This window comes from Roseomonas sp. KE0001, from assembly GCF_016107285.1.
Taxonomy (GTDB): Bacteria; Pseudomonadota; Alphaproteobacteria; order Acetobacterales; family Acetobacteraceae; genus Pseudoroseomonas.
On record NZ_RCVQ01000003.1, the window covers coordinates 45,200 to 61,259 of the forward strand.

At 63.8% G+C, this 16,060-nt stretch carries 18 protein-coding genes and 1 pseudogene; 10 read left to right on the top strand and 9 right to left on the bottom strand.

What is annotated here, in order from left to right:
• Window positions 1–63 precede the first annotated feature (63 nt).
• Genes D9598_RS06645 through D9598_RS06655 form a run of 3 tightly spaced genes read left to right on the top strand, consistent with a single transcriptional unit; the run spans window position 64 to window position 2,942 of the window.
• Window positions 64–1,305 carry a site-specific integrase gene (locus D9598_RS06645; protein WP_198365642.1) on the top strand — a complete coding sequence of 414 codons (1,242 nt, stop codon included), beginning with the start codon at window positions 64–66 and terminating at the stop codon, window positions 1,303–1,305.
• Window positions 1,305–2,663: a YhcG family protein gene (locus D9598_RS06650; RefSeq protein ID WP_198365643.1), complete on the top strand. Its 1,359-nt coding sequence runs from the start codon at window positions 1,305–1,307 to the stop codon at window positions 2,661–2,663. The genes D9598_RS06645 and D9598_RS06650 overlap by 1 nt, the downstream gene beginning before the upstream one ends.
• The gene (locus tag D9598_RS06655) at window positions 2,664–2,942 is read left to right on the top strand and encodes a hypothetical protein (RefSeq protein WP_198365644.1); all 279 of its coding nucleotides are present in this window, start codon (window positions 2,664–2,666) and stop codon (window positions 2,940–2,942) included.
• A 150-nt stretch (window positions 2,943–3,092) separates the two neighbouring features.
• Here the strand turns inward: D9598_RS06655 and D9598_RS06660 are convergent.
• The 3 genes and pseudogenes from D9598_RS06660 to arsH form a co-directional block, all read right to left on the bottom strand.
• Window positions 3,093–4,349 (bottom strand): annotated as a pseudogene (locus D9598_RS06660) (IS1182 family transposase); the annotation flags it as partial.
• A 24-nt stretch (window positions 4,350–4,373) separates the two neighbouring features.
• On the bottom strand, window positions 4,374–4,514 hold the full coding sequence (locus D9598_RS06665; protein ID WP_198365646.1) for a hypothetical protein: 141 nt from the start codon (window positions 4,512–4,514) through the stop codon (window positions 4,374–4,376).
• A 110-nt stretch (window positions 4,515–4,624) separates the two neighbouring features.
• The gene (gene arsH, locus D9598_RS06670) at window positions 4,625–5,353 is read right to left on the bottom strand and encodes an arsenical resistance protein ArsH (RefSeq protein WP_198365647.1); all 729 of its coding nucleotides are present in this window, start codon (window positions 5,351–5,353) and stop codon (window positions 4,625–4,627) included.
• 49 nt (window positions 5,354–5,402) lie between these two features.
• Here arsH and D9598_RS06675 point away from each other — a divergent pair, with 49 nt between their 5' ends.
• On the top strand, window positions 5,403–5,768 hold the full coding sequence (locus D9598_RS06675; RefSeq protein WP_198365648.1) for a helix-turn-helix transcriptional regulator: 366 nt from the start codon (window positions 5,403–5,405) through the stop codon (window positions 5,766–5,768).
• Window positions 5,765–6,136 carry an aquaporin gene (locus D9598_RS06680; RefSeq protein ID WP_198365649.1) on the top strand — a complete coding sequence of 124 codons (372 nt, stop codon included), beginning with the start codon at window positions 5,765–5,767 and terminating at the stop codon, window positions 6,134–6,136. The genes D9598_RS06675 and D9598_RS06680 overlap by 4 nt, the downstream gene beginning before the upstream one ends.
• A gap of 63 nt (window positions 6,137–6,199) precedes the next feature.
• On the opposite strand, the gene istB is transcribed toward D9598_RS06680, so the two are convergent.
• Together istB and istA are read right to left on the bottom strand one after the other, a co-directional pair.
• Window positions 6,200–6,982: an IS21-like element helper ATPase IstB gene (gene istB, locus D9598_RS06685; RefSeq protein ID WP_198365650.1), complete on the bottom strand. Its 783-nt coding sequence runs from the start codon at window positions 6,980–6,982 to the stop codon at window positions 6,200–6,202.
• Window positions 6,972–8,501: an IS21 family transposase gene (gene istA, locus D9598_RS06690; protein ID WP_198365651.1), complete on the bottom strand. Its 1,530-nt coding sequence runs from the start codon at window positions 8,499–8,501 to the stop codon at window positions 6,972–6,974. Before istA ends, istB begins: the two co-directional genes overlap by 11 nt.
• Window positions 8,502–8,614: 113 nt before the next feature.
• Between istA and trbF the strand changes: the two genes are divergently transcribed.
• Genes trbF through D9598_RS06710 form a run of 4 tightly spaced genes read left to right on the top strand, consistent with a single transcriptional unit; the run spans window position 8,615 to window position 11,632 of the window.
• On the top strand, window positions 8,615–9,280 hold the full coding sequence (gene trbF, locus D9598_RS06695; RefSeq protein ID WP_198365652.1) for a conjugal transfer protein TrbF: 666 nt from the start codon (window positions 8,615–8,617) through the stop codon (window positions 9,278–9,280).
• Window positions 9,277–10,233 (top strand): P-type conjugative transfer protein TrbG, encoded by a 957-nt coding sequence (gene trbG, locus D9598_RS06700; RefSeq protein ID WP_198365653.1) that lies wholly within the window; start codon window positions 9,277–9,279, stop codon window positions 10,231–10,233. Before trbF ends, trbG begins: the two co-directional genes overlap by 4 nt.
• On the top strand, window positions 10,233–11,390 hold the full coding sequence (locus D9598_RS06705) for a TrbI/VirB10 family protein (protein ID WP_198365654.1): 1,158 nt from the start codon (window positions 10,233–10,235) through the stop codon (window positions 11,388–11,390). The genes trbG and D9598_RS06705 overlap by 1 nt, the downstream gene beginning before the upstream one ends.
• A 2-nt stretch (window positions 11,391–11,392) precedes the next feature.
• Window positions 11,393–11,632, top strand: coding sequence for a DUF2274 domain-containing protein (locus D9598_RS06710; protein WP_198365655.1), 240 nt, complete (start codon window positions 11,393–11,395; stop codon window positions 11,630–11,632).
• Here D9598_RS06710 and D9598_RS06715 read toward each other — a convergent pair.
• The gene (locus D9598_RS06715) at window positions 11,565–12,539 is read right to left on the bottom strand and encodes a LysR family transcriptional regulator (RefSeq protein WP_198365656.1); all 975 of its coding nucleotides are present in this window, start codon (window positions 12,537–12,539) and stop codon (window positions 11,565–11,567) included. The genes D9598_RS06710 and D9598_RS06715 overlap by 68 nt on opposite strands.
• 366 nt (window positions 12,540–12,905) lie before the next feature.
• Between D9598_RS06715 and D9598_RS20990 the strand changes: the two genes are divergently transcribed.
• On the top strand, window positions 12,906–13,349 hold the full coding sequence (locus tag D9598_RS20990; protein WP_232476997.1) for a hypothetical protein: 444 nt from the start codon (window positions 12,906–12,908) through the stop codon (window positions 13,347–13,349).
• Here the strand turns inward: D9598_RS20990 and D9598_RS06725 are convergent.
• The 3 genes from D9598_RS06725 to D9598_RS06735 form a co-directional block, all read right to left on the bottom strand.
• The gene (locus tag D9598_RS06725) at window positions 13,282–13,839 is read right to left on the bottom strand and encodes a cytochrome b (protein ID WP_198365657.1); all 558 of its coding nucleotides are present in this window, start codon (window positions 13,837–13,839) and stop codon (window positions 13,282–13,284) included. The two genes, D9598_RS20990 and D9598_RS06725, sit on opposite strands and share 68 nt — an antisense overlap.
• Before the next feature lie 53 nt (window positions 13,840–13,892).
• Window positions 13,893–14,588 carry a VIT family protein gene (locus D9598_RS06730; protein WP_198365658.1) on the bottom strand — a complete coding sequence of 232 codons (696 nt, stop codon included), beginning with the start codon at window positions 14,586–14,588 and terminating at the stop codon, window positions 13,893–13,895.
• 143 nt (window positions 14,589–14,731) lie between these two features.
• Window positions 14,732–16,060: a HAMP domain-containing sensor histidine kinase gene (locus D9598_RS06735; RefSeq protein ID WP_198365659.1), complete on the bottom strand. Its 1,329-nt coding sequence runs from the start codon at window positions 16,058–16,060 to the stop codon at window positions 14,732–14,734.

Genomic DNA, 16,060 nt, shown 5'->3' on the forward strand with positions numbered 1-16,060 from the left:
GCTCCCAGCAAGCGATCCCTGTTTCTCCCCGACCGATCCCAGTCCCGGAAAGGAGGAAACGCCATGGCCGCACTCACCGACACCACGATCCGACATGCGCTCAAGCGCGTCGAGATAAGCCAGAAGCAGGAAAACCTCGCCGATGGCGAAGGACGCGGCACCGGCCGTCTCGTCCTCGTTCTCAAGCCCATGCCGAAGCGCGTCACCGCCGACTGGATGGCGCAACAATGGCGCGACGGTAAGCGCACGAAGAAGAAGCTCGGCGCCTATCCCTCAATGTCGCTCGCCCAGGCCCGCGAAATCTTCAAGCGCGACTTTGCCGACGTCATCCAGAAAGGCCGAAGCATCAAGATCGCCACCGACACGCGCCCCGGCACGGTCGCCGATCTGTTCGAGGGCTATGTCGCCGCCCTCAAGGACGCTGGGAAGCCCTCGTGGAAGGAGACCGAAAAGGGTCTCAACAAGATCGCCGACACGCTCGGGCGCAATCGCCTCGCCCGCGAGATCGAGGCCGAGGAGATCATCGAGCTGATCCGCCCGATCTACGATCGCGGCGCGAAGTCGATGGCCGACCATGTGCGCTCCTATCTCCATGCCGCCTTCGCCTGGGGCATGAAGTCCGACAATGATTATCGGCAGCAGTCCTCCCGCCGCTTCCGCATCCCCTTCAATCCGGCGACAGGCATTCCGACCGAGCCCAAGGTTCACGGCACGCGCTGGCTCGACGAAGATGAGTTCGTCCAGCTCTATCGCTGGCTCGAATGCCCCGATACGCCGGTCCATCCGTCCTACCCGCGCGCCGTGCAGATCATCATGTTGACCGGCCAGCGCGTCGAGGAGATCGCGCGCCTGCATGTCGATCAGTGGGACGCCAAGGAGCGGATTATCGACTGGTCGAAGACCAAGAACGACCAGCCACACGCCGTTCCGGTGCCGTTGCTCGCCGCCGAGTTGATCGAGTCGATCACGCCGAACGAATGGGGATGGTATTTCCCGTCGGCCAAAGACCCGTCGAAGCCGGTCAGCCACGGCACGCTCTATAGCTTCGTCTGGCGTCAGCGGGACCGCGGCGTGATCCCCTATGCGACGAACCGCGATCTCCGCCGCACCTTCAAGACGCTCGCCGGCAAGGCGGGCATATCGAAGGAAATCCGCGACCGCCTCCAGAACCACGCGCTGCAGGACGTCAGCTCCAAACATTACGACCGCTGGCACTATATGGTCGAGAAGCGCGCGGGCATGGCGAAGTGGGACAAGTTCGTCCGCGCCATGCTGGCGAAGAAGCGCCTGAAGGCGGCCGCTTGATGACGCGGCCGCCCAAATCCCCCGCCCCGCGCCGCGTCGGGACAGCCGCGCCGGCCGCCGACATCGACGCGCAAAGCTATGCGGCCTTCGTCGGCGACCTGAAGCAGAGGATCATCGAAGCCCGGCACCGCGCCAGCCTGTCGGTCAACCGCGAGATGATCATGCTCTACTGGACCATCGGGCGGGATATTCTCACCCGGCAGGAGCGTGAGGGTTGGGGTGCCAAGGTCGTCGACCGGCTGGCCGGGGATCTCCGTCAGGCGTTCCCCGAAATGACCGGGCTTTCTTCCCGAAACCTCAAATATATGCGGGCCTTGGCCGATGCCTGGCCCGATCCCGAAATTGTGCAACGGGTCGTTGCACAATTGCCCTGGGGCCATAACGTGAGCCTGCTCGATACCGTGAAGGCGCCCGAAGAACGCGCCTGGTATGCCCGACAGGCCATCGAACATGGCTGGACGCGCCCCGTCCTCGTCCATCAGATCGAGAGCAATCTGTTCGTCCGCCAAGGCAGCGCGCTCACCAATTTCTCACGAACCTTACCGGCCGCGCAATCCGAGCTTGCCCAACAGATTCTCAAAGACCCCTACACCTTCGACTTCCTCTCGCTCGGCCCGGACATGCTGGAGCGCGATCTGGAGCGCGGGCTGATCGAACATCTGCGCGCGATGATCCTCGAACTCGGCAAGGGCTTCGCCTTCGTCGGGAGCCAGTATCATCTCGAAGTCGGAGGTCAGGATTATTACCTCGACCTGCTTTTCTATCACCTCCGTCTGCGCTGCTTCGTGGTGATCGAACTGAAGATCGAGGACTTCAAGCCCGAGTTCGCGGGCAAGATGAACTTCTACCTCTCGGCTGTCGACGACCAGCTCCGTCACCCGGACGACCAGCCGACCATCGGCATCATTCTCTGCAAAGGCCGTAACGAGGTGATCGTCGAATACACCTTGCGCGACACCAGCAAGCCGATGGGCGTCGCGCAATACCGGCTGTCGCCGGGCCTGCCGCCACAGCTTCAACGCGACCTGCCGACCGTCGAGGAGCTGGCGCGCGAATTTCCGCTCATGTCCGTCGTCAAGCTGCGCATCGAGATCGAGCGGACCTTGCGGGATTTCATGATCGACAATGGCGGCACGCCGGAACGACCGGCCGGTATCAGCGAAATGGTGAGCGCCTTGCAGAAGCGTAGGATCGCGCCCGCCAGCACGAAACCGTTCCTCGCTTCGCTCCGCGTCATGCTGGAAGCCTCGCATGGTGTCGATGTGGACGGGACAAGCGCACAGCGCGCGATCGATGTCGGCACGACGTTCCTGGCGGAACTGAGGGAGCTGCGGGCGCGTCGCGGAAAGGACGGCTGAATGTTCCGCCGTCTGGCCGCCTGGATCGAGAAGCGCAGACAGATTCGCCAACGCTGGCAGCAGGACGCGCGGGCGATGATCGCGGCGCACGGCCGTCACGCCTATTATGAAGCGCAGCGCCTCGCCGCACGCAGTCGTGCGCAGGGAAACAGGTCCGAGTTCTGGCATTGGGCCAAGGTCGCGTCAGAAGTCGCGCGCCTTTCTCCTGTCGTGGAAATGGACATGAAGGTGGTGCAGGCCATCGCCGATGAGGAAATGCGATCGCTCCGGCATCCATGATGATGGCGGGGGAAAGCCTTCCCCCTGGCCGGCGCCAAGGTCGCCGGCACACCCCCTTCTGCGGGGAGACCCCCAGGCTGTGCAGAAACTCGCCGTGATGGCGCAGGTGCAGCCCCCAAAAACGCCGGCCGCGAAGCGGCCTGGCCCCGTTCAGCTCGCCCCGATCATTGCCCCGGTTCCGACCGTGTTCGTCGCTCGGATAATGTTGAAGGCCAGGACCGATAGCGCCGCTTCCGCCTTTACCCTCCGTAATCCTCTGGTGAGGAACCGGCCTCCGCCGGACATTCGTTTGATCGTTCCAAACGGGTGCTCAACGGTGCATCGCCTGATCCGCATCAGATTCGGGTCGGCGTAGATTCGTGCCTCCATCCGATCGAGCGCACCTTGATCGTAAAGCCGATGGATCGTTCGCTGAGCGCCTGGTGTGCATCGCGGCTTCAGGGCGCAGGTCTTGCACGCCGATGTCCGGTATCGGATCGCGCGGTTGCGAGTATGCTTGCCGGATGGACGCAGAGTGTGGCCGCCGGGGCATCTGATCGTATCACTGTCCTCATCATAGATGAACTGAGTGGGCCGAAAGTGCTCGGTGTTCATTGCTCCGCGCTTGATCGGCGCCGACACGGTGATCGCCTCGGTTTCGCAACGGGCGACCTCCTCGGCATTGGAGTAGCCGCCGTCTGTCAGGACGTGCAATTCGTCAGCTTCCAGCACCTCCTTGGCCGCCAGTGATACGGGGTGAAGGAGATGACTGTCGTTGGCGTCGTTGAACACGTCGTAGTGGACGATCAGACCGCTCGTTACATCGACTACGCTCTGAAGGTTGTAGGACGGCAGCTTCGGTGCATGTGCGTAACCCATCGGCTTCGCTTCCGGCTCGCCGAAAACGATCACCTTCTCCTCGCGTTCGGCCAATTCGGATTGGCGCCTGGCGAGACGGTTCTTGCGACGCTGGAGGGACGCGACCGCCCTACTGAACGCATCCCGGTGCGCGGGCTGGTCGTCGAAACCTCGTGCCACCTGATCGTCGATCGCGTCCAGGCGATCGAGATAATAGGCGATCTCTCGCTCGGTATGGGCCACGTCACGCGCCAAGCGTTCGGCACCGGCGATGTTCTTGGGGCTGGCGACTGCCCGCATCTTCGTTCCGTCGAGCGCGACGGTGTGACCGCCGATCAGACCTTGCTCGCGGCAGAACTGCACGAAGGCGGCGCTGGCTCCGATAATCGCTTCGGGATTGTCGTGCCGGAACGCGGCGATGGTGCGGTAATCGGGCGCGAGGCGGCGCAACAGCCACAACGCCTCAAGGTCACGCGAACAGGCCCGCTCCAGCATACGGGACGAACGGACCTGATTGAGATAGCCCCAGATATAGAGACGGAGCATATCGCCAGGATGGAAGCCCGGCCTCCCTGTTACGGCCGAGACGGCGCGCTAGAAGCCAAGTTCGCCCAGGTCCAATCTGTCGACGAACATATCCACGACGCGCACCAATGCGTCCGGCGCGATGTAATCGTCGATACAAGGAGGCAGCAGGCTGCCCTGCGTTCTATCCTGACCCTCGATGAAGCTCACCGACGCTCTCCCCCACGGCCTCCGATGGTCGAGAGATTACGGCCATTCGCCGCGAAGCAACAGCAAGCCCAGCAGCAAACAGGCTCAACCGTGGCAGAGATGAGTAAGGCTTATTCAGTCCCGCTCATCGCAGCGGTGATATGTTCAGCGCCATGTGGAACGCGCCCCTCGGCCTTCCGCTCGCTATAGCGATCGACAAGATAATCTGCCCGGTCGCGGGTCAGGAGCGTGAACTTGTAGAGTTCTTCCATCACGTCCACGAGCCGCTCATAATAGGAAGACGGCTTCATGCGACCGGCCTCATCGAACTGCTCATAGGCTTTGGCGACCGATGACTGATTGGGCACGGTAATCATCCGCATCCAGCGGCCGAGAACGCGAAGCTGGTTGACGGCGTTGAACGACTGAGAGCCGCCTGACACCTGGCATACGGCAAGCGTGCGCCCCTGCGTCGGCCGCACGCCGCCGCTCTCAAGCGGCAGCCAGTCGATCTGGCTTTTGAAGATGCCGGTCATCGCGCCGTGGCGCTCGGGCGAACACCAGACATGCCCCTCCGACCAGATCGAAAGCTCGCGCAGCTCGGTCACCTTCGGATGGCTCGCCGGGGCATCGTCCGGCTGTGGTAGCCCGCGCGGATCGAAGATGCGGGTTTCCGCGCCGAAGCTGCGGAGCAGCCGGTCCGCTTCCTCGATCAGAAGGCGGCTGTAACTGCGCTCGCGCAAGGAGCCATAGAGCAGCAGGAATCGCGGCGGATGCGGCGACACGCGAACGGGGGAGAGTTTATCGAGGGTCGGCGTATCAAGGAACGCAGAATCGAGCGCGGGAAAGCTGTCTGTCATCGGGATACTCTGGCTTGGCAAATCGCCATACTTCTAATATCGTAGAAATATGGAAATCAAGATCGCCGTCACCGCTTTATCCGCACTGGCCCATGAAGGCCGGCTCGAAGTCTTCCGTATGCTGGTGCAGGCAGGGGGTGACGGCCTCCCGGCGGGCGAGATCGCCAAACGCCTTGGCGTGCCGCCAAACACGCTGTCCGCCAACCTCAATGTGCTAAGCCATGCCGCGCTGATCGGCTCCCGGCGCGAGGGCCGATCCATCATCTATACAGCGTCCTACGATCGCATGGCCGGACTGCTCGGCTTCCTCATGGAAGATTGCTGCCAGGGCGCATCCGAAATCTGCGTCCCCTTGGCCGAGGTCGTGAACCGCGCAGCCTGTTGCGCAGCCGAGAACAAAGCCGTGCAATCATGACCGCATTCGACTTGCCACGCCGGCTCGCCGCCGAGGCGCTCGGCACGGCACTACTGCTCGCAATCGTCATTGGCTCGGGCATCATGGGGGATCGCCTTTCCGGCGGGAACGTCGCCATCGCGCTTCTCGGCAACACGCTTGCAACCGGCGCGGGGCTTGTGGTGCTCATCACCATGTTCGTCCCGATCTCAGGCGCCCATTTCAACCCTGCCGTTACGCTAGTTTTCGCAGCGCGGCGGGAGATCAGGGCGACGGTCGCGGTCGCCTACATCGTGGTCCAGATGATCGCCGGGATCATGGGCGTGTGGGTCGCGCATCTCATGTTCGGCGAGACGGCGTTCCAAATCTCGACTGTTGATTGCCACTGAGAACCGACCCGGGGTTGCCACGGAGATCTGACCCGGGTTGTGGATGTGGGGTTTCGAAGCCCGTCAGGTCGGCTGTGGTTTCCTTTCGCGATGGGCCTGGGTGGCGGAGCTGTTCCTGAAGCGGAAGCTGTCGTTGCCGGTCTCCAGGATGTGGCAGTGGTGGGTGAGCCGGTCGAGGAGCGCGGTGGTCATCTTGGCATCTCCGAAGATCGCCGCCCACTCACTGAAACTGAGGTTGGTGGTGATGATGACGCTGGTCTGCTCGTAGAGCTTGCTGAGCAGGTGAAACAACAGGGCGCCGCCTGAGGCACTGAATGGCAGGTAGCCCAGTTCGTCGAGGATCAGCAGGTCGGCGTGGAGCAGGCGAGCCGCGATCTGTCCGGCCTTTCCGGCGGCTTTCTCCTGCTCGAGCATGTTGACCAGCTCCACCGTGGAGAAGAACCGCACGCGCTTGCGGTGATGCTCGACGGCTTGGACGCCGAGCGCGGTGGCTACGTGGGTCTTGCCGGTACCCGGCCCACCGACCAGCACGACGTTGTCGGCGCCGTCCATGAAGGCACCGGCGTGGAGCTGGCGCACCAGGGCCTCGTTGAGCTGGCTGCTGGCGAAGTCGAAGCCCGTCAGGTCCTTGTAGGTGGGGAAGCGGGCGGCCTTGAGCTGGTAGGCGATGGAGCGGACCTCGCGCTCGGCGATCTCGGCCTTGAGCAGCTGCGACAGGATCGGGACCGCGCTCTGGAAGGCGGGCGCGCCCTGCTCGGTCAGTTCGGCCGCGGCCTGCGCCATGCCGTGCATCTTGAGGCTGCGCAGCATGATGGTGATGGCGGCGGCCGCCGGGTCATGACGCATGACGGCCTCCCTGCCTCGGGCGCAGGCTGTCATAGCGGGCGACGTTGGCCTTGGGCTCCTGTGCCAGCACCAGGGCCTGGGGCGCCTCGATCGGCAGCGCCTGGGAGGTAGCGCTATCAGTCAGCCGGTGCAGCAGGTTGAGGATGTGGGTCTTGCTGGCAACCCCGGCCTGCAGCGCCATCTCCACGGCGACCAGCACGGCCTGCTCGTCGTGCTGCAGCACCAGGGAAAGGATCTCCACCATCTCCCGGTCGCCGCCGGACCTGCCGTGCAGCTGACGCTGGAGCTGGCGGAACGCCTCTGGCAGTTCGGCGAAGGGCGCGCCGTTGCGCAGGGCGCCGGGCTTGCGCTGGACCACGGCCAGGTAGTGGTGCCAATCGTAGACGGTCCGGCCCTGCCCGTGGTGCGACCGCTCGATGATCCGCGGGTGCTCGCAGACAACGGCGCCCTCGGCGACCACCACGATGCGGTTGGGGTAGATCCGCAGGCTGACCGGCCGGTTGGCGAAGGCGGCGGGCACGCTGTAGCGGTTGCGGTCGAAGTGCACGAGGCAGGTGGGCGAGACCCGCTTGGTCTCCTCCACGAAGCCGTCGAAGACCCGCCGGACCGGCATCAGGCAGTCCACCTCCTGCCGCCAGACCGCGGCGACGCTGCCGGGCTCCACCCCGTGCGGGATCTCCGCCCAAAGGGTGAGGCAGCGTTGCTCCAGCCAGGCGTTCAGTGCCTCCAGGCTGGTGACCTGGGGCACCGGCTGCCACAGCCGGTGCCGGGCGTCCTGGACGTTCTTCTCGACCTGACCTTTCTCCCACCCCGAAGCCGGATTGCAGAATTCAGGCTCGAACAGATAGTGGCTCGCCATCGCCAGGAAGCGGGCGTTGATCTGCCGCTCCCGGCTCGGGCCGATGCGGTCCACGGCGGTGCGCATGTTGTCGTAGATGCCACGCCGCGGCACGCCGCCCAGCACGCGAAAGCCGTGGTTGTGGGCGTCGAACAGCATCTCGTGCGTCTGCAGCAGATAGGCCCGCACCAGGAAGGCCCGGCTGTGGCAGAGCTTGAGATGGGCGACCTGCAGCTTGGTTCGCTCGCCGCCGATGACGGCATGCTCCTCGCTCCAGTCGAACTGGAACGCCTCGCCCGGGCCAAAGGCCAGCGGCACGAAGGCACCGCGGCCGGAGGTCTGCTGCTGGCGCTGCCAGTCGTCCCGCCAGGCCCGCACAAAGGCGGCGACGCGGCGGTACGAGCCGTCATAGCCCAGCCCGGCCAGCTCCGCGTGGAACTGCCGCGCGGTGCGTTTCTGTTTGCGTGGCCTGCGGGCGTCCGTCCGCAGCCAAGCCGCCAACCGCTCGGCAAAGGGATCCAGCTTGCTGGGCCGATCGGGGGTCCTGAACACAGGCTCCACCGTCTCGGACCGCAGGTACTTGCGGATGGTGTTCCGCGACAGGCCGGTCCGGCGGGCGATCGCGCGGATCGACAGGTGTTCCCGGAAATGCCAGCGCCGGATCACGCTCAACAACGCCATGTCCAACACTCCCGCTGCCCCCACCCAAAAGGCCGAGGCTAGCGTCCGAACATGGGTCAACTCTCAGTGGCAACTTCACCCCAAACCGGGTCGGTTCTCAGTGGCAATCAACAGTGCATTACGGCAAGACGCCCGAACCAGAAACGCCCTATCAGAAGGCCGCGCAGGTCTGGGACGATCGCATCGGCTCGGCCCGCGTCCAGGCCAAGAACTGGCGCTATATGGCCTTCGGCTCGCTCATCCTCTCGGCGGGCTTCGCTGGCGCGCTCGTCATCCAGTCGGCGCGCGGGACCGTCGTGCCGTGGGTTGTCCAGGTCGATAAGCTCGGCCAGGCGCAGAGCGTCGCTCCGGCCACGGCGGATTTCCGCCCCACCGACCCGCAAATCGCGTGGCATCTCGCCCGCTTCATCGAGCAGGTCCGCTCGATCCCCGCCGATCCGATCATCGTCCGCCAGAACTGGCTTCGCGCCTATGAGTGGACGACCGATCGCGGCGCAGGCGCGCTCAACGACTATGCCCGCACCAACGACCCCTTCACCAAGGTCGGCAAGCAGCAGATCGCTGTCGACGTCTCCAGCGTCATCCGCGCGTCACCGGATTCGTTCCGCGTCGCCTGGACGGAACGACGCTACGAGAACGGGCTGCTTTCCGCGACCGAGCGTTGGACCGCGATCCTCACCATCGCCGTTCAGCCGCCGCGCGACGCCGAACGGCTCAAGGCCAATCCCCTCGGAATCTATGTCAATGCGATTTCGTGGTCGCGGGAGATCGGCCAATGAAAGCGGCTTTCCGTAAATCCGTAGTCCCGGCTGTACTGCTGACCGCGACCGCATTGGCAGGCTGCGCCACCAACAAGCCGCCGTCGATCAGCTACGACGCCAGTGTGCCGCCGTTACCGGCCATTCCCGCTGCCGTCATCGATGACCGGCCGAAGCCGGTGCTGATCCCGCCGGCCTGGACGGTCGCACGCGGTGGCGAGACCGCCGGAACCCCGACCGGCCGCGTCGAGAACGCCAATGCCGCTGCCCGCGTGCAGCCGCGCCGCGAGGGCTATTTCAACGCCATTCAGGTCTATCCATGGTCGGAAGGCGCGCTCTATCAGGTCTATGCCGTTCCCGGTCAGATCACCGACATCGCACTGGAGCCGGGCGAAAGCCTGACCGGCGCGGGACCGATCGCGGCCGGCGACACGGCGCGCTGGATCATCGGCGATACCGAGAGCGGTTCCGGTGTCACGCGCCGCGTCCACATCCTCGTCAAGCCGACCCGGCCCGACATCACCACCAACCTGATCGTGACGACCGACCGGCGCACCTACATGCTGGAGCTGCGCTCCGGCGAGAAGCCCTACATGCCATCGGTCGCCTGGGCCTATCCGCAACCGCCGGCCAGCCAGCGTCAGAGCGTTCCGGCCACGCCGGTCATTCCGGCCGTGGCCGCCCGCAACTATCGCTACGGCCTGACCGCAACCGGGAATCCACCGTGGAAGCCGATCGCCGTCTATGACGATGGCCGGCATGTCTATGTCGAGTTCCCGCGCGGCATCGTGCAGGGCGAAATGCCGCCGCTCTTCGTCATCGGTCCCGAAGGCGAAGCCCAGATCGCCAACAGCCGCATCTATCAACACATCCTGATCGTCGATCGCCTGTTCGGCGCGGCCGAGCTGCGCCTCGGTGCCGGCGACCGCCAGCAGACCGTCAGGATCGTCCGCACCGACGGGAGGCCGTCATAATGACCGATACCGCGACCAATACCGAATCCAGTCCCCCCGTCGCGCCGATGCGGCTTCGCGCCGAACCGCCGCGCGTCACACGCCTGTCGCGCAAGATGCTCGCGAGCGCCGCCGCCATAGCCCTGGTCGGGATCGGCGGCGCGCTGATCTACGCTCTTCAGACCCCTGGTCCCGGCGATGGCGGGGAAGAACTCTATTCCACCTCGAACCGGCAGACTGCCGATGGTCTCTCGGGCCTGCCGCGCGACTATACCGGCCCGATCCTTGGGCCGGCGCTTCCCGGCGATCTCGGCCGCCCCATCTTGAGCGGACAGAACGTCGGCCAGCCGGTCCCTTCGCCCGTTGTGCCAATTCCTGGCGTCGACGAGGCCGAGCAGCGCCGCCGTGCCGAAGAGGAAGCCGCACGCCTCAGCACGGTTTTCTTCCAGTCGCGAGCCGCAACGCCTGCGGCAATCGCCGCGCCGACGCCTGGTCTCACCGGCTTCGATATGACCAGCCAACCGGGACAGCAGACCGCACAGGATAAACAACTCGCCTTCCTCAACGCCGCGGCTGACCGGCGCACGGTCACACCCGATCGCGTGACGCCGCCAGCGTCGCCCTATGTGCTTCAGGCCGGAGCCGTGATCTCCGGCGCGCTCATCACCGGCATCCGCTCCGATCTTCCCGGCCAGATCATCGCCCAGGTCACGGAGCCGATCTATGACAGCCCCACGGGGCGCATCCTGCTCGTGCCGCAGGGGACGCGGATCATCGGCCAGTACGACGCCAACGTGCAGTTTGGCCAGCGCAGGGTCTTGCTCGTCTGGAACCGGCTCATCATGCCGAATGGCCGCTCGATCGTTCTCGAACGCCAGCCTGGGACCGATACACAGGGCTATGCAGGGCTTGAGGATGGCGTCGACTATCACTGGTGGGATCTCGCCAAGGCCGCCGGCCTCTCGACGCTGCTCTCGGTTGGAGCCGAGCTTGCCGTCGACGATCAGGACCGGCTCCTGCGCGCCATCCGCAATGGTGGCCAGGACACCATCAATGACGCCGGCCAGCAGATCGTCCGCCGCCAGCTCAACGTCGCGCCGACGCTGACCATCCGGCCGGGCTTCCCGGTCAGGATTGTGGTGACGCGCGATCTTGTCCTCGAACCCTTCAGGAACTGATTATGAGCAAGCTGAAACTCGGCCCTATCGCCGACGACAAGCCCATCAAGGCGACGGTAGAGCTGCCCGCCGACCTCCATCGCGATCTCGTCGCTTATGCCGAGGTGCTGGCCCGCGAGACGGGCCAGCCCGCCGCTGATCCGATGAAACTGATCGTGCCGATGCTCGAACGGTTTATTGGAACTGATCGCGGCTTTGCAAAGGCCCGTCGCCAGATGGTGGCGGGTCAGGCCGGTTCATAGGCATCACGGCCTGACGCTTCGACTGCACCTTCGCGATACTGATGAAACGTCGGAGCGCCGGATTATCGTTCTTGGGCGACCACACGGCCGAGAAGGGAAGCACCTCCCCTATAATCGGCCGATAGCAGATACCCGGTATCTGGGTGGCCGTCGTCGCCTCGCTGGTCACTGTCAGTCCGGTCCCGAGACCAACCATGGTGAGCAGACTGTCACGGCCGACAAATTGCGACTCGATACGCGGATGGTGCCCGAGGCTGCCGACATGCTTCACGAGATAATCGTGGATCTCCTGGCCGGGTGCCGAATCCATCACGATGAATTTCTCGTGGACGATTTCGTGCCAGCTCACTTCGTCCTTCCCGGCCAGCGGGTGTGAGTCCGGCAGCACCACGAACACGCGCTCGTTCCACAGATGATCGACCTCGCATTGAGGCCACTCATGCGTGCCGGTCAGAAAGGCGACGTCGAGCCTGAACTGCCGGATGGCCGCAACGTGCTCGGCCGGGTTCCCATCCAGAACCTGGAACTCCACGCCCTCATGCTGCTCATGAAACGACTTCAACAGCTCCTGCAGGAACCCCGACGAAAGCGAGGAAAAGATGCCAATGCGAAGATGGCCGTCCTTCACACGGCCAACCGCATTCACGATCTTGGCACCTTCGCCGAGGTTGCGAATGATCTGGCGCGCGCGCTGGAGGAATCGCCTGCCAGCGACGGTGAGATGCACACCGCCGCTGTGACGGTGGAAGAGGGACGCGCCGAGGCGGTCTTCAAGATCGCGAATGCGGCGACTGATGGCGGACTCCTGCACCCCTATAACATCCGCAGCCTTGCGGAAGCTGCCATGCTCCGCAGCGGCTACAAAATAGCGCAAATGACGAATTTCAATGCCGAGATTGTGCGTCACCACTTGCTTTAAGACTTCGCGGGTGAGACCGGCTCAGCAACGGGGCGCCTGTCAGCTTCCTTCTCGCCGATCTTCAAGATGGAGCGTCTTCGGCAAGATGCCGACTCACATATATTTCTTGAATCTATAGTCTCAGACACCATCCCTCACTTCCTTAGGGGGCGACCAAGAGTGCTTCACTGAACATAGATTCCAGTCAGGACCAAATAGGATTTCGATAGTGTATGACAGCGATTTTTGTAGTAATCTCATAGGGATGTTTGGGCGCATGCCAGAACGAACCAGGATGGCTGAGGAAGCCTGACCCAAAAGGAACTCGCCTCCTTGCGGCATCGCCGAAGCTCGCGCCGTCTGGGACAAGCGACGTTGCTCGATCAAACGGGGGTTCAGGTCAACTACAGCAATGGCCATTTCAGCGCCTCCGTATCGTTAAACGACGGATTCTATTCGGAAAAATACAATTTGGCATCAGGCCTGGTGTCCTATGCGGCGACCCCTTCCAGCACGATCACCTTGGTCGCGGCAGGAAATCTGTCGGATACCGATAAAACCGGCGCCGCCACGCCATTGGGCCGCATCCTGCCCGTGCCGCTGGGCACCTGCATCATCGGTGAATATGACAATGGGGTCGGTACGATGCGCTCATTCCGACCGATTGTTACAGGACTCGAGCAGAGCTGCGGTAAAGCCGAGGCCCGTAAAAAGGAAGGTGCTGGTGCGGTCGCTCGCGTCGGAAATCCTGCTATTCGGCAGGCGACATCTTCCGAAGAGTGCCGTCCTTCAGCACAAACTGATGGTATATTGCCATGAGCGCGTGCAGACCCGCCAGGGCAAGAAGCACGGTTCCACCGGTGCTATGGAGTTCTGCGATGAGGCCTGGGGGTTGCTGAACGGGCGCCGTAAGCGCTGGCAGCGTCACTCCGAGCACCGTAACCGGAATGCCCAGCGCCGAGGCGGCATACCAGCCCGAGATCGGCATGGCGAAGAGAAACGCATAGAGCGTCGCATGTCCGGCTTTGGCGGCGAACCGCAACAGGGCCGGGTTGCGAGGATCGGCCGGCGGAGTGCCGCCAGCCAGGCGGGCGATGAGACGCGACACGACAAGGACCAGCACGGCGAGGCCGAACGCAAAATGCCATATCGGCGGGTTCTGTAGAATCTTTGGCCCGCCCTCACTGAGGAGCCAGGCGATCAACACGCAGAGCGCCGTCAGCCAATGGAGGACGATCATGATTTTCGAATAATGCTGAACGACAGGTTTTTCCATTTGTCTTTCCACCGAATTGTTGTTCAGTCCCATAGACTGTGCCAAGCTGACGCCAATCTGAAGACGTCACCAGAAAGCCAAGGGGATCACGCGACAGTACCGAAGACGGCGCCGATTGCCGCTGTCAGGCCCATTGCGAATGCGCCCCAGAACGTCACCCGAATCGTCGGTTTCAGGATGCCGGCGCCACCGGCCCTGGCGCCGATCGTGCCGAGAAGCGCGAGGAACACCAGGGAACCGATGGACACGATCGGGAGCAGCAGATTGGCCGGTGACACGAGAACGAGGATCAGCGGCGCTGCCGCGCCCACGGAAAAAGTCGCTGCCGATGCGAGTGCTGCCTGAACGGGGCGAGCGGTGGTGATCTCCGAGATGCCAAGTTCGTCGCGGGCATGGGCGCCCAAAGCGTCTCTCGCCATCAGTTGGCTGGCCACCTGCCGGGCAAGTCCGGCCTCCACTCCACGAGAGACATAGATCTGGGCAAGTTCCTGTTGCTCGAAATCGGGATCCTGCACCAGTTCCTGCTTTTCACGGGCGAGATCGGCCCGTTCGGTATCGGACTGCGAGCTGACGGAGACATATTCGCCCGCCGCCATTGACATGGCGCCAGCGACCAGGCCCGCTACCCCCGCCAGCAGGATATTGCCCTGGGCCGACGCCGCCGACGCCACCCCCAATATCAGGCTGGCTGTCGAAATGATTCCGTCATTCGCCCCGAGCACAGCGGCTCGAAGCCATCCGATTCGGCCGACAAGGTGTTTTTCAGTGTGTATACGGCTCATTGGTCAATCTGACTCCGTTGAGTAAGAAAAAGCGTTGCAATACATGCATGCCAAGCACGCGAAGGTGCCAATCGCAGCATGTACCTGATGAAGACGGGCCGCCGGCCATCCGGCGCAGTCTGTGCCGGCCGTCCTGCTGCATTCTACGGCCATGTGAGCACCGCCTCGAAGCCGCTGTCTCTACCTGACGGCGGAGATCGAAGGATCAAGCGCCCGCCGGCCTGATCCATGATTGAGCGGACGATCGACAGGCCGAGGCCGGTGCCCTGTGCCGACGTCGTCCCACGGCTAAAGGGCTCGGCGATCCGGGCCAGGACATCGGCGGGGATCACCGGCGCTGAATTGACAACGCGGACTTGCCGCCCCGGACCAGCGATGACTTCGACCGGTGCATCCGGCGCTCCGTGGATCAGGGCGTTGTGAATGAGATTGTGCACGGCGATCGCAAAGGCGTCGAGATTGATCGGGCCTTCCAGTTCCAGTTCATCCGGCATCTCGAGCGTCACGCGTGATTTCGTGCCCGATGCAGAGTGAAAGTCCCTGATGACCAGTCGCAAGGCCGGAAGAAGGTCTTCTTCGGTTTCGGCCCGCGCGAAGCCGGCGTCGAGGCGGGAGAGCTGCAGGAGCTTTTCCGAAAGCTGGGCCAGGCGCCTCAGCGAGAACTCGACTTCCTTGACGCGCAGGCCTACCGGCTGATCGTGGAGCTCGATCGCCAGTTGCTGGGTTTGCGCCAGGGCGCCGGCAATCGGCGTGCGCAGTTCATGGGCGCTAGAGGCAGCGAAAGCCCGCTCGGCATCGAGCGCGGCGCGCAGCCGTTCAAGCAGGCTGGCGACGGCCTCGGCGATCGGCGCGAGCTCCGCCGGCTGGTCATCCGTCACCAGAGGCGAGAGATTTTGGCTGTTCCGCTCCGAAATGTCCTGCGTCAGGCGCCTGACCGGCCGCATGGCCAGACGGATTGCGATCCAGATACCGCCCGCGATCAGCGGAATAAGCCCCGCGAGCGGCCACAACAGCGCAGCAAGCGCCCCCTTGAGGGCGGTGATGCGTTGTTCGGTGCGTTCGATGAGAACGATGGAGAAGCCGGAGCGCCGATCGGTTCGCGAGAACAGTCGCTTGCCTTCAAAAGATGAAAACCCCTGGATGATCGGTACGCTCATGACATCGCGCGGCGCATCGTCGGCGCTGACGACGAGATTGCGGTCGCGGTCGAGAACGAAATAGGTGAAATATCCTTCGTCCACGTCGATATCGAGCTCACGGACGCGCTGCCTGCCGTGCTCGGCGGATTCCCTCGTTTCATGCACGACCAGCGGCAGAAGGCGGAGCGCTCCCTGTCTCAAGGTTTCGTCGAACGCCTCGTTAAGCTGCCTGTACATGACCGTACCGGCGATTGCCGCGGCGCCAAGCCACAGCAATGTCGTACTGAGCGTAAGACCGACGGCCAACCGCCAGGCGATCGAGGTGCGGGCCAT